Source organism: Kribbella sp. NPDC049584, from assembly GCF_040675555.1.
Classification (GTDB): domain Bacteria; phylum Actinomycetota; class Actinomycetes; order Propionibacteriales; family Kribbellaceae; genus Kribbella.
The window spans coordinates 1-12,448 of sequence record NZ_JBFAPF010000008.1; the positions used below are offsets into that span (position 1 = coordinate 1).

Below are 12,448 nucleotides of genomic sequence, written 5' to 3' on the forward strand. Positions count from 1 at the left end.
TGCATCGGCGCGCGGGGGCGAAGGGGTCGATGCGGAGCATCGTTCCCTTTGCACCCGTGCGGCGAGGTGCCGTGCCGAGTGCCGCGCAGTAGGCGCGGAGCCGTCAGACACCCCCTAGGCGCCCGCAGGATGCTTGCTACCGGCCGAGCGGGCGCCGTATGCGTGCCCTGCGACGGAAATCCGCACGACATCCGGCGCAGGGCACTGAACGCCCGTGGCTCAATCGGACAGAGCACCGGCCTACGAAGCCGGGGGTGCAGGTTCGAATCCTGCCGGGCGTGCTGTGTCCGAGGCAGAAGCGGGCGATGCACCGGGACGTGGCCCCGGAGGAAGCGGGTTCGAGCCCCGCCGGACACCCTCAGTACGCCGGCCTCACGCACAGTCGCCGGACGCAACACCACGCAGTACCGAGATCGCCGACCTGGGACCGCCGGGTCGGGCACACTGGAAGGGAGGAGGTCCCAGATGAGCGGTGTGATCGTCCTGAACGCCTCGTACGAGCAGCTGCACGTCGTGTCGATCCCGCACGCCATCCGGATGCTCGTCCGCGAGGTCGCCGTCGTCGAGGAAGCCCACGACGGCGCCAGCATCGGACCGTTCCCCCTCCCCCGCGTACTACGTCTCGTCCGGTACGTCGTGATGAACTGGCGGTATGCGTCCGGCCGGCTGCAGTACACGCGCGCAGGCGTGCTGAAACGCGACAAGTACCTCTGCGCGTACTGCGGCAAGCCCGGCGCGAGCACTATGGATCACGTGATCCCACGATCACGTGGCGGTCGCGGCGAGTGGCTGAACGCCGTCGCCGCGCACTCCGGGTGCAACGAGAAGAAGGGCTCGCGAACACCGGAAGAGGCCGGCATGCCACTGCTGTGGCAGCCGTGGATCCCTTCCCGTGCCGAGTTAGCGCTCTGACGCGACACCCACCCGGTGTCGCGGCGGAGCGCGATGCCAGGTGGGCGCCGGCGACCCACCCTCGGTTCTGACCCGAGGCCCCGCAGGTTCGACTCCTGCCCTGGCAGCTGCACGTACACGACAAAGGGGAGGGAACAGTGGAGCTTCCGATCGAGCTGAGTGGGGCGAAGAGCTCCACACTGATGTGGGCTCAGGAGTACGACGTCGACGCGAAGGCACTGCAGCAGCTGCGCAACATCGCGGCGCTGCCGTGGGTTCACGGCGTTCGCGTGATGCCGGACGTGCACCTCGGCAAGGGCGCGACCGTCGGGTCCGTGATCGCGATGTACCAGGCCGTCTCGCCGGCTGCCGTCGGCGTCGACATCGGGTGTGGGATGGAAGGTGTCCTGACCTCGCTGACGGCTGCGGATCTGCCGGACGACCTGTCGCGCATCCGTTCGCGGATCGAGGCCGCCGTACCGGTCGGATTCCGTTCGCACGGGGACCCGGTCGGCGTAGGTCGGCTCGGGCTGGACCCGCGGCCGTGGGATCGGCTGTGGGGTGGGTTCACGAGTCTGCACGACGGGGTGCAGGACCGCGAGCGCAAGGCCAAGCAGCAGATGGGATCGCTTGGCGGCGGCAACCACTTCATCGAGGTGTGCCTCGACGACGAGGACCGCGTGTGGCTGATGCTGCACTCCGGCAGCCGGAACATCGGCAAGGAGCTGGCGGAGCGGCACATGCGGATCGCCCGGGAGCTGCCGCACAACGCGGACCTTCCGGACCGTGACCTTGCGGTGTTCCTGTCCGGTACGCCGGAGATGGACGCGTACCGCCGGGACCTCACCTGGGCGCAGGAGTACGCCGCGCGGAACCGTGCGGTCATGCTCGCACTGGTGATGCAGGCGGTCCGGGAGTCGTTCGAGGTCGAGGTGCGGTTCGAACAGCCGATCTCGTGCCACCACAACTACGTGGCCGAGGAGCACCTCGACGGGCTCGATCTGCTCGTCACCCGCAAGGGCGCGATCCGGGCGGGGTTCGGGGACCTCGGGCTGATCCCGGGATCGATGGGCACCGGTTCGTACGTCGTTCGCGGTCTCGGCTCGCAGCGCTCGTTCTACTCGGCCTCACACGGGGCAGGCCGCCGGATGAGCCGTAACGAGGCGAAGCGCCGCTACACGGTCGACGACCTGGTCGCGCAGACCGCGGGCGTCGAGTCCCGCAAGGACGCCGGGGTGATCGACGAGATCCCTGCCGCCTACAAGGACATCGACTCCGTCATTGCCGCCCAGTCCGACCTGGTCGAGGTCGTCGCCCACCTCAAGCAGGTCATCTGCGTCAAGGGCTGAAACGGGTTCCTGCCGTCCGAGGGTGGACGGCAGGAACCTCAGGTGAGATCCGCCTGTGGGTAGGGGCAGCGGTTTGCTGAACCGTCGGTCGGCTGGCATGTCGGCTCGTGAGTTCGAATCTCACTCTCACCGCTGGGCGGCCGGGAACGACCGGCCGCCCTGCCAAAACCAGCAACTAACAAGAAGTGAGAGGAGGACCGGCTATGGCCGACCTCAGGAAGAAGCGGGTGCCCGGCGGTAGGACCGGTGCTCCGGTGAAGCAGGGTCATGCGTTGCGGCGGGTGCAGCTCGCCTGCGGGCATGTGCAGCGGGACCGGATCGCCCACGCGGGCGATCACGTGTGGTGTGAGGCCGACTGCTCCGACTGGATCCGGGTCATCTCGGTCGAAGAGTAAGCGTCGAAGAGTAAGCAGCCGAAGAGTAGTCACCCGGTTACGCCGCCCGCCGTCGTCAGGGGAGACGGCGGGCGGCTCGCCGAGGTCGCCAGAAACTCATAGGAGCTAATCGCAACTTTCTCCACCAACTCACCATCGTGCGGTTGTACAGGTTGTCACCGCCGGCCGGGGGGCCGCGCGCGAGTGGGTGGGGAAACGCATGATGAGATGGTTACTGGTGCTCGGGCTCGTTACCGCGGGGCTCGCAGGCACCACCGGTGTCGCGACGGCTCAGACCGGGCCGGGGATCGCGATCGCCGCGGATCTTCCCGAGCCTGAGGCAGCGCAGTTCGTGCCAGGGGCAACGAACGTGGTCCCTGCGACCGCTGTGGCTGCGAAGAGCGCCCAAGCGATCACCACGGCAACAGGTGGCACCTACACCTGCCCAGGTTTCAGCACGGTCGACGACGCCACACCGCTCTCGTCCGTGATGCAGGACACCTACACGTGGGGCGGGTTCAAGCCGTACAAGGTTGGTGACGGCAAGGGAAACATCAACTGGAAGCTGAACCCGTACAGCAATCCCAGCTGGTACATGTGGTTCCACTCACTCCGTTGGATCGGCCAAGGAATCACTGCCGCGAGCCAGGGCGACACCGCGGCGCTCGAGCACGTGACGGCGATCGTTCACGACTGGGTCCGCGACAATCCGTACTCCTGGAAGGGTGACGTCGGCGCCTGGGAGTCGACGATGCACCGCACCAACGTGATCATTTGCACCCGGCAAGCAGTCCTCGCCGGATTGAACGTCAACACCCTGCCGACGCAGTACGCCTGGCTCGACGCGGCACTGCGGGACCACGCCACGTTCCTGGTCAACAACTGGAGCGGCGCCTGGAACCACGGCACCGACGAGAGCATCGCGCTGTTCGGCGTCGGCTGCACGCTCGACCGCACCGACTACATGACGCTCGCGCAGCAGCGTCTCAACGCCGGCATCACGACCTCGATCGATGCCCAGGGCTCGACCAACGAACAGTCGACGGCGTACGCGCAGTTCAACTACTCCCTCTGGGGCCGTGCCGTCGACGTACTGCGGGCGTGCGGCGCCGACCCCGGTACGACGATCACCGCGCGCCGGGCGCTGCTGGCCAACTGGCTCGCGCTGGCAACGAACTCGCTCGGCAACCTGCACCAGATCGGCGACTCCGAGGTCGTCCGTACGGCGCCCGTCCCCGGCACCCCGCTCGAGTACGCCGGAACGCAGGGCGCGACCGGTGTCGCCCCGACGGACCGTGTCGGCATGTTCTCCGCGGGCTACGTCTTCGGCCGCTCCGGATGGAGCAACTTCGCGGGCCAGTCGTCGTACAGCATCAGGTACGGGCCAACGCGGCAACTGCACGGGCACAGTGACCACACGTCGCTGACCTACACCGCCCGCGGCCGGGACATCCTGATCGACGGTGGGCATGCCGGCTACCAGAACGACGTCTGGCGGACCTGGGCGAAGAGCCCGTTCGCCAGCAGCGCGATGACGACGCCGCTCTCGGCCGACGCGTTGCCCGCGACCAAGCTGACCCGGTCCCAGGTGAAGCCGGGCGCCGACTTCTTCGAGTTCTCCGACGTACCGGGGGCCGGCATCAGCCGTGTCCGCGCAGTACTCGTGCTGAACAACCCCGACCTGATCGTCACGCTCGACCGCGCGTCGTCGAAGACCGCGCAGCAGTTCCAGACGCTGTGGCATCTGCCCGCGGACCAGAAGGCGACCGTGTACTCACGGACCACCGCCCTGGCGTCGAAGGCGGGCGAGAACACCCGGACGATCCTGTTCCAGGTCCCGTACCGGCAGGCGCTGCCGCCCGGCGCGATCCTCCTCAAGCAGGCACAGACGAACCCGATCCAGGGCTGGACCTACCCGAACATCAACACCCGACTCTCGGCGCCGACACTGATGTTCGCGCGCTCCGGCACCACGGCGTCGATCCTGTCGTTCATCGCTCCCGTCAAGGCCACCGGCGCCGTCACTTACGCGACCCGCTGGTCGGGTACGACGTTCGTGGTCGACCTGAGCGTTGCCGGCGTACGCACGTCGATCGGCATCACCGCGGGCGGCTCCCTGGTCCGGCTGACCTGACGCCGTGCGGTTCAGAAGGCTTGAAGGACCTTCCCCGGGTTGAGGAGGTTGTCGGGGTCGAAGGCTTGTTTGATGCGGCGGTGGAGCTCGAGGCCGACCGGACCGAGTTCGGTCTCGAGCCAGCCGGCCTTGAGCGTGCCGATGCCGTGTTCACCGGTGATCGTTCCGCCGAGGCGGAGGCCCAGTTCCATCACCGCGCCGAACGCCTCCAGGCCTCGCTCCTCGGCCGCCGGGTCGTTGCGGTCAAAGACCACTGTCGGGTGCATATTGCCGTCGCCTACGTGCCCCGGGCAACAGATCAGCACCTGGTACTTCGCACCGATCTCGGCGATCCCGCGCAGCAACGCGACGAGCTGCGAACGCGGTACCGACACGTCGTCGATCAGCGTGGTCCCGAGCGGCTCCAGCGCGGAGTTCACCAGGCGGCGCGCCTCGAGCAGCATCCGGGATTCCTCAACGTCCGAGGCCTCCGCGACCTCGATCGCGCCGTGCTCTGTGCAGATCGCCGCGATGCGTGCCACGTCCTCGGCCGCGCGAGGCCCGCGATCGGACTGCGCGAGCAGCATCGAGCCGACGTCGCCCGGCAGACCCATATCGCGGTAGTCCTGGATCGCCCGCAGCGTCGGTTGGTCGAGGAACTCCAGCAAGGACGGCCGCAGCCCCGAGGCCATCACCGCCGCCGCGGCTGCGATCCCGTCCTCGATCGAGCGGAACGTCGCCGCCGCGGTCAGCGCGGCCTCTGGCGCCGGACGCAACGCGAGCGTCGCCTCGGTGACCACACCCAACGTGCCTTCGGATCCCACGATCAATCGGGTCAGGTCGTAGCCGGCAACGCCCTTCGCCGCACGCCGCCCGGTACGGACGATCTCACCCGACGCCAGCACCACCTCGACGGCGCGCACGAAGTCCGACGTCACGCCGTACTTCACGCAACACAACCCGCCGGCGTTGGTCGCGATGTTGCCGCCGATCGTCGACATCTCCCACGACGACGGGTCGGGCGGATAGAAGAGATCCTTCTCCAGCACTGCCCGCGAGAGGTCCGCGTTCACGACGCCCGGCTGGACCACGGCCACCTGGTCCTCGACCGAGATCTCGAGGATGCGGTTCATCCGCGCGGTCGACAGCAACAAGCAGCCGTCGATGGCGTTCGCCGCGCCTGACAGCCCGGTCCGCGCCCCTTGAGTTACCACCGGTACGCCGAAACTCCCGGCGGCCCGCAGGACCTCGGCGACCTCGGAGGTCGAGGTCGGTCGCGCCAGCACCCGCGGCACGCCGGCCGGCGAGAACGTCGCGTGGTCGTGCCGGTGGCTGTCCAGCACATCGGGATCGTCGACAACCGCCGCGTCCCCCAACGCGGACCGGAGCCGGGCTACGAGCGCATCAGTCATGCCTCATCCTGTTCGGCCAGCAGCCGTAGGATCAACTCCGCCCGTCGGACACGCTCCCGTCCGAGGGCTTCCGCAGTACTAGCGAGGTGTGCTCCGACCGGGTAGATGTTCGGGGCGTTGCGCAGACCCATCTTCAGGTAGACAGGTGCCGCGACGCGGACGATCTCCGGTACGTCGTAGAAGCGGACGTGCCCGCCCTGGTCGTCGGGGACCTCGATGTACATGTCGATCGGCACCGTCGTCACCGAGCGGATCTCCGCGAGCACCGGCACCGGCAGGTCCGTCGATACGTTCAGGCTGGTCGCACCCAGACGTTCGTACAGCTGGGCGGTCGGCGCGTTCGGCAACGGCATCAGCACCGAGGTCTTCAGCACCAGATCCGCAGGCAGCTCGCCCTCGACCTTCAGCCGGCCCATGATCTCCAGCACGCCGATGTCCCCGACCAGCAAGCTCCTGACGCCGAGCTCCACCGCACGGAACGCGTCGCACAGCGAAGCCGCGACCTGATCATTGCCCCGAGCAACACCACCGACAGCGGCCGAAACCTTCGCCTGACCGCCGATGTCCCACGAACCGCGGGGCCCCAGGAACAGGCAGACTTCGACACCGGAGGAAGCGCCCAGCGAGAGCATCTCCTCGATCTCGCCGTCGGTCAGCATCATCACGCCGCTGCCCTGCGACACCCGGTCGATCGTGATCCCGCGCGACTTGGCCTCCTCGAGCACCGCGGTCATCACCCGCGGCCCCTCACACGAAGGGATCTCGACCTTGTACGGCGACCCGTCCGGGAACGTCCGGGTCGAGGTGTCCCCCGGCGCGAAACCGCGGTCGGCGAGCAGGGCACGTGCTTCGCGAAGGTTCATCACTCGCTCCAGGATCCGAGGCTCCCGCCCGACGTCAGGTCGCGCGCCGTACCGGTGATCTCCAGGTCGAAACGCTCAGCCGCCTCGTCGAGCAATGCCGGCGTCACCATCAACTCGTGCGGGGACAGCGTGTCCCTGATCCGGGCCAGCCGCAGCTCGGACCAATGCCGTCGCCCGCACATCGTCACAGCCGCGAGTACGGCGGCCTCGTCGTCCTCCATCACCATCGGCAACCGGGAGCGCCGCGCACCGCCGGCGCCCGAGGTCAACGCGTTCACGTAACTCGCCCGCAGGTCGATCTGCTCCAGCAACCGCGCCGGGATGACATCGGCGAGCCCGAGGCCAGACGCGTTCCCATGCGATGCGGGCGTCAACGAGTGCACGCTGATCGCCGCAATCGACGGCGATTCGAACTCTGGGATCCCGTGCACCCAGCAACGACCGATGACGTTGGTGTCCATCCCGGCGCCGGACTTGTCCTTGCCTAGCTCATCGATCACCAGGACGTCGAGCTCGTCGAACGGCAACCGGCCGAGCATGCTGGAAGCCCTTTGCAGCAAGGCGTTCTCGGCAGCTCCGGCGATTCCGTCGGCCTCGACGAATTCGACCGACGCGGTCTGGTCGAGCGAGTTCTCCAGGATCGCGAGACCGCCGAGGATCTTGCCCTGCGCAACGACCATCCGGGCCGCCGCCTCGATGTTGCCGCCGAGCGACGGGATGCCGCCGGCGTGCAGCGACGCGGCGCCGCGATGGTTGCCGAGGCCGATCGCGAGGATCTTCGCGATCCCGCTCTCGATCTGTCCGTGGAAGTCGGTGTGCGGTTTGACCCGGTTCACCAGGAGTACGCCGTCGGCCTTGGCGGCGATCGCGTCGTGGTGGATCTCGGTGCCGTCGTCCAGCGTGCCGACGACCACGGTCTCCATCGTCGCCTCGATCGGGCAGCCGACGGACTCCGGCGTGATGCCGAGCCCTTCGAGCATCTCCCGCTGCCCGTCCGCGGTGGCGCCGCCGTGCGACCCCATCGCCGGGATCACGAACGGTGCCGCGCCGACGTCCTTCAGCCAGTCGACAGCGGCCTTGACCACCGGCACGAGGTCGCGGATCCCACGGCTGCCGGCGGTGACCGCGATCCGGGCGTCGGGCAGGATCCGTTCGCGAAGCGGTTCGAGCGCAGCGCGCGCGTCGGCGTACGGATCGGCAGAGGTCTGCACGTCCGTCAGGATCCGCCTGATCGGCGTCACCTGTGGGAGCGTGCCGGACGGCCGGAGTCCTCGAACCGCCTCGAAGGGTCCCCAGCTCATCAGTGACTCTGTCGCGCGACGGCCGAGCCGGTCCGGCCGACCAGGAAGTCCAGGTCGCAGCCCTGGTTGGCTTGGGTTACGTGGTCGACGTACAGGCGCGCCCAGCCGCGGTCTGTCTGCGGGGCAGGTGGCTGCCAGTCGGCGCGGCGCTTCTCGAGCTCCTCGTCCGACACGTCAAGGTGCAACCGCCGGGCCGCGACGTCGAGCTCGATCCAGTCGCCCGTCCGTACGAGCGCCAGCGGTCCACCGACGGCCGCCTCAGGGGTGACATGCAGTACGACGGTGCCGTACGCCGTACCGCTCATCCGCGCGTCCGAGATGCGCACCATGTCGTCGACGCCGATCTCCGCGAGCTTGCGCGGGATCGTCATGTTGCCGACCTCGGGCATCCCGGGATACCCGCGCGGACCCGAGTTCTGCAGGACCAGCACGGTGTCCTCGTCGACGTCGAGATCGGGATCCTCGACCGCCTTGTCGTACTCCTCGATGCTGCTGAACACGAGCGCCTTGCCGCGGTGCTGCATGAACCGCTCGGAGGCCGCGGACTGCTTGATCACCGCGCCATCGGGCGCCAGGTTCCCCTTCAGTACGGCGGTCCCCGCGCCGCTGCCGAGCGGATCGCCAACCGGACGGATGACGGCAGCAGCCGGCGCGCCCTCCTGCCCGCTCCAGTCGGTCCGCTGGGCCTGCGCGACGTTCTCGCCCATGGTCTTGCCGGTCACGGTGATCGCGTCGGCCTTGAGCAGCGGCAGGATCTCCTTCATCACCGCGGGCAGACCGCCGGCGTAGTAGAAGTCCTCCATGAGGTACTTGCCCGACGGCTGCAGGTCGACCAGCCACGGTACGCCGCGCGCCCACTCGTCCATGTCGTCGAGTGTCAGCTCGACACCGACCCGGCCCGCGATCGCGAGCAGGTGGATGACAGCGTTGGTCGAACCACCGATCGCCGCGTTCGCCCGGACCGCGTTCGCGAACGCGTCGCGGGTCAGGATGTCGCTCGGCTTGAGGTCTTCCTCGACCATCTTGACGATCCGCTGACCGGCCTGCTGCGCGATCGAGTACCGCCGCGAGTCGACCGCCGGGATGGCTGCCGACCCGGTCAGCTGCAGACCGAGCGCCTCTGCCATGCAGGCCATGGTCGACGCCGTACCCATCGTCATGCAGTGCCCGTTGCTGCGGGACATGCCGGACTCGGCCGCCGCGTAGTCCTCCTCGGACATCCGGCCGGCGTTGCGGTCCTGCGTGAACCGCCACACCGCCGTACCCGAGCCGATGTCGCAGCCGCGGAACTTGCCGTTCAGCATCGGACCGCCGGTCACCACGACCGTCGGCAGGTCGACGCTCGCGGCGCCCATGATCGATCCCGGCGTGGTCTTGTCGCAGCCGGTCAGCAGCACGGCGCCGTCGATCGGGTTGCCGCGCAGCGACTCCTCGACGTCCATGCTGAGTAGGTTCCGAAACAACATCGCGGTCGGGCGGAGCATCGTCTCGCCGAGTGACATCACCGGGAACTCGAGCGGGAACCCGCCGGCCTGCCAGACCCCGCGCTTGACCGACTCGGCCAGCCGGCGCAGGTGCGCGTTGCACGGCGTGAGCTCGGACCAGGTGTTGCAGATGCCGATCACCGGGCGGCCGTCGAACACCTCGTCGGTGAAGCCCTGGGCTCGCATCCACGACCGGTGGATGAACCCGTTGCGGTCCTTCTCCCCGAACCAGTGGTCGAAACTCCGGCGCCCGATCGGCGCATCCGGGCGTCCCGGTTCGCCGAGCGTGCCGGTCTTCTCCGGGGTGGGTTCGTCAGTCATCGCGACACCTCGTCTGTGGTCACGGTTCCGTTCACCCGGCGGCTGATGCCGGCCGGGTTCGAGTCCTTGAGTACGTCGGGAAGCACCGCGTCGGGAGCGTCCTGGTATGCGACCGGGCGCTGGAACCGGCGGGCCGCCGTCACGCCGACGCTGGTGTGGATCGAGCCGACGGTGGACGGGAAGGGGCCGCCGTGGTGCTGCGCCCAGCTCACCGCGACGCCGGTCGGCCAGCCGTTCCACAAGACGCGACCTGCCCGGGCCGTCAGCAGCGGGAGGAGCTCTCGTGCTTGGTCGGCGTCCGACTCCTCCGCGTGAAGAGTCGCGGTCAGATTCCCTTCGAATGCCTCGATGGCTGCCTTCAGCTGGTCGGCCCCGTCGTACTCGACGACGATGGAGACCGGACCGAAGCACTCCTCGAGGATCTCGTCGCGGCGGGCGAGTAGCTCGGTGACCGTGGTCTGCAGAAGGGTCGCGGCGCCGCTCGACCAGACGCGGAGGCCGTCGACCTTTTCGAGGCGGTCGAGACCGGAGCTGAAGCCGTCCCTGATCCGGTCGTTGAGCATCGGCGCCTCGGCGACTCCGCCGACTGCCTCGACGAGTTGCTCTTGCAGGCCGTGGCCGGTCGGCAGGAAGAGCAGTCCGGGCTTGGTGCAGAACTGTCCGACACCGAGGGTGAACGAGCCGATGTACCCGGCGGCAATGTCCTTGCCCCGAGCATCGATCGCAGCCTGCGTGACGAAGACCGGGTTGAGGCTGCCGAGCTCGCCGTAGAACGGGATCGGCTCCGGCCGGGTGACGGCAATCTCGTGCAGCGCCTTGCCGGCCGGGACCGAGCCGGTGAAGCCGGCCGCGGTGATGCGCGGGTCCTTCAGTGCGGTGACACCGACGTCGAAGCCCGCGATGAGGCCGAACGTTCCGTCCGGTACTCCGGCAGTCTTCAGCGCCTCGATCATCACCTCGGCGGTCCGCGCGGACAGCTCCGGGTGTCCGGGATGTGCCTTGACGATCACCGGGCAACCGGCCGCGAGCGCGGAGGCGGTGTCGCCGCCGCAGACGCTGAACGCGAACGGGAAGTTGCTGGCGGCAAACACCAGGACCGGCCCGAGCGGCACGAGGACGCGACGGAGATCCGGCCGCGGTACCGGCTTGGCCTGCGCATCGGCGGTGTCGATGATGACTTCCAGTAGCGAACCTTCTTCGAGCACGTCCGCGAACATCCGCAGCTGGCCGGTACTCCGGGCGACCTCGCCGGCCAGCCGGGCCTGAGGCAACGAAGTCTCGCGCATCGCGATCGGCACCAACTCGTCGGACGCCGTATCCAGCGCGTCCGCGACGGCGCGGATCCACCCGGCCCGCACGCCCGGCTCGGACACACCGAACGCGGGCGCAGCAGCTGCCGCGGCGGCGAGCGCCTGCTCGAGCTCAGCCGGCGTGGTGTCGTGCGTCATCGGATTCCCTCCAGGTTGTCGGTCGCGAGGAACGTGAACGGTTCCCTGCCTACCGCCACGGTATTCGTGAGGGTGCCGACCTCGTCGATCGTGATCGTGATGACGTCACCCTCGGCGAGCGCGAAGTCCAGCTCGGGAACGATCCCGGTGCCGGTCGCGAGGATCACACCGTCGGGGAAGTCGTTCGGCAGGAACAGTACGTCGATCAGGTCCTGCAACTCCCGCACCAGCTTCGCCGTCGAGGTGGTGTCCGAGAACACCTCCGCGCCGTCCCGTTCGATCACCAGCCGGATGGCGAGGTTCTTCGGATCGGAGACCTCCCACGCCGGACGGATTCCTGACGCCAGCGCGCAGCCGCCCGCGAACAGCTTCGCCTGCGGCACGTACAGCGGATTGACGCCCTCGATCGAGCGCGAGCTCATGTCGTTGCAGACCGTGAACCCGACGATCTGACCGTGGCTGTTGGCAACTACCGCGAGCTCCGGCTCGGGGACGTCGTGACCGGAGTCGGTCCGGATGCCAACCGGCTCGCCGTCCACGACGACGCGCCAGGCCGGCGCCTTCTGGAACAGCTCGGGCCGGTCGGCGCTGTAGACCTTGTCGTACACCGACTGCTCGGTGCTCTCCTCCATCCGGGCCCCGCGCGACCGCTCGTAGGTCACGCCCGCACACCACACCTCACCCCGCCCGTCGAGCGGGGGCAGGAACTTCAGCCCTTCCACTGGCTCGCCCTCCCCGAGCTTGCCGACCGCGGCTTGCAGATCCTCGAGCGAGAGTTGCAGCAACTCCGCGAAGGTGTTGATGCCGGGAAGCGACGCCACGGTGTCACCGGTGCGCACACCGGGGATCGGGCGACCGTCCACCGGGGACAGATATCGGACCAAGTGCATTG

General features: G+C 68.5%; 10 protein-coding genes and 3 tRNA genes. 7 read left to right on the forward strand and 6 right to left on the reverse strand.

The genetic code is table 11. The features are described 5' to 3' along the window. The first annotated feature begins 208 nt into the window (after nucleotides 1-208). From AB0J62_RS25380 to AB0J62_RS25410, 7 genes are all read left to right on the forward strand, one after another. Nucleotides 209-281: transfer RNA gene (locus AB0J62_RS25380), tRNA-Arg, on the forward strand. Between the two features lie 184 nt (nucleotides 282-465). Further along, on the forward strand, nucleotides 466-912 hold the full coding sequence (locus AB0J62_RS25385; protein WP_134110198.1) for an HNH endonuclease: 447 nt from the start codon (nucleotides 466-468) through the stop codon (nucleotides 910-912). A 34-nt stretch (nucleotides 913-946) separates the two neighbouring features. Beyond that, nucleotides 947-1,019: transfer RNA gene (locus AB0J62_RS25390), tRNA-Gln, on the forward strand. A 75-nt stretch (nucleotides 1,020-1,094) separates the two neighbouring features. Next, on the forward strand, nucleotides 1,095-2,240 hold the full coding sequence (locus tag AB0J62_RS25395; protein WP_363877011.1) for an RtcB family protein: 1,146 nt from the start codon (nucleotides 1,095-1,097) through the stop codon (nucleotides 2,238-2,240). A gap of 41 nt (nucleotides 2,241-2,281) precedes the next feature. Then, nucleotides 2,282-2,372 (forward strand) — tRNA-Ser (locus AB0J62_RS25400). Between the two features lie 71 nt (nucleotides 2,373-2,443). Next, nucleotides 2,444-2,635 carry a hypothetical protein gene (locus AB0J62_RS25405; protein WP_134110201.1) on the forward strand — a complete coding sequence of 64 codons (192 nt, stop codon included), beginning with the start codon at nucleotides 2,444-2,446 and terminating at the stop codon, nucleotides 2,633-2,635. 202 nt (nucleotides 2,636-2,837) lie between these two features. Then, a complete protein-coding gene (locus AB0J62_RS25410; protein ID WP_363875920.1) occupies nucleotides 2,838-4,748 on the forward strand; it encodes a heparinase II/III family protein in 1,911 nt (636 codons plus the stop codon). Nucleotides 4,749-4,759: 11 nt separating this feature from the next. Here AB0J62_RS25410 and AB0J62_RS25415 read toward each other — a convergent pair whose 3' ends face one another. The 6 genes from AB0J62_RS25415 to AB0J62_RS25440 are packed head-to-tail and all read right to left on the reverse strand — an operon-like array spanning nucleotide 4,760 to nucleotide 12,446. Continuing rightward, nucleotides 4,760-6,139, reverse strand: coding sequence for an FAD-linked oxidase C-terminal domain-containing protein (locus AB0J62_RS25415; RefSeq protein ID WP_363875923.1), 1,380 nt, complete (start codon nucleotides 6,137-6,139; stop codon nucleotides 4,760-4,762). Continuing rightward, on the reverse strand, nucleotides 6,136-7,002 hold the full coding sequence (locus tag AB0J62_RS25420; RefSeq protein ID WP_363875926.1) for a U32 family peptidase: 867 nt from the start codon (nucleotides 7,000-7,002) through the stop codon (nucleotides 6,136-6,138). The genes AB0J62_RS25415 and AB0J62_RS25420 overlap by 4 nt, the downstream gene beginning before the upstream one ends. After that, on the reverse strand, nucleotides 7,002-8,243 hold the full coding sequence (locus AB0J62_RS25425; protein ID WP_363875929.1) for a DUF2088 domain-containing protein: 1,242 nt from the start codon (nucleotides 8,241-8,243) through the stop codon (nucleotides 7,002-7,004). Before AB0J62_RS25425 ends, AB0J62_RS25420 begins: the two co-directional genes overlap by 1 nt. Nucleotides 8,244-8,302: 59 nt before the next feature. Beyond that, the gene (locus AB0J62_RS25430) at nucleotides 8,303-10,108 is read right to left on the reverse strand and encodes an IlvD/Edd family dehydratase (protein ID WP_363875932.1); all 1,806 of its coding nucleotides are present in this window, start codon (nucleotides 10,106-10,108) and stop codon (nucleotides 8,303-8,305) included. Further along, entirely contained in the window at nucleotides 10,105-11,556 is a 1,452-nt protein-coding gene (locus AB0J62_RS25435; RefSeq protein ID WP_363875935.1) for an aldehyde dehydrogenase (NADP(+)), read from the reverse strand. The genes AB0J62_RS25430 and AB0J62_RS25435 overlap by 4 nt, the downstream gene beginning before the upstream one ends. Then, nucleotides 11,553-12,446, reverse strand: coding sequence for a fumarylacetoacetate hydrolase family protein (locus tag AB0J62_RS25440; RefSeq protein ID WP_363875938.1), 894 nt, complete (start codon nucleotides 12,444-12,446; stop codon nucleotides 11,553-11,555). Before AB0J62_RS25440 ends, AB0J62_RS25435 begins: the two co-directional genes overlap by 4 nt. Between the last annotated feature and the right edge of the window lie 2 nt (nucleotides 12,447-12,448).

Coding starts and splice junctions, on each gene's coding strand:
- AB0J62_RS25385 (WP_134110198.1), top strand. CDS start 466: ATGAGCGGTGTGATCGTCCTGAACGCCTCGTACGAGCAGCTGCACGTC.
- AB0J62_RS25395 (WP_363877011.1), top strand. CDS start 1,095: ATGTGGGCTCAGGAGTACGACGTCGACGCGAAGGCACTGCAGCAGCTG.
- AB0J62_RS25405 (WP_134110201.1), top strand. CDS start 2,444: ATGGCCGACCTCAGGAAGAAGCGGGTGCCCGGCGGTAGGACCGGTGCT.
- AB0J62_RS25410 (WP_363875920.1), top strand. CDS start 2,838: ATGAGATGGTTACTGGTGCTCGGGCTCGTTACCGCGGGGCTCGCAGGC.
- AB0J62_RS25415 (WP_363875923.1), bottom strand. CDS start 6,139: ATGACTGATGCGCTCGTAGCCCGGCTCCGGTCCGCGTTGGGGGACGCG.
- AB0J62_RS25420 (WP_363875926.1), bottom strand. CDS start 7,002: ATGAACCTTCGCGAAGCACGTGCCCTGCTCGCCGACCGCGGTTTCGCG.
- AB0J62_RS25430 (WP_363875932.1), bottom strand. CDS start 10,108: ATGACTGACGAACCCACCCCGGAGAAGACCGGCACGCTCGGCGAACCG.
- AB0J62_RS25435 (WP_363875935.1), bottom strand. CDS start 11,556: ATGACGCACGACACCACGCCGGCTGAGCTCGAGCAGGCGCTCGCCGCC.
- AB0J62_RS25440 (WP_363875938.1), bottom strand. CDS start 12,446: ATGCACTTGGTCCGATATCTGTCCCCGGTGGACGGTCGCCCGATCCCC.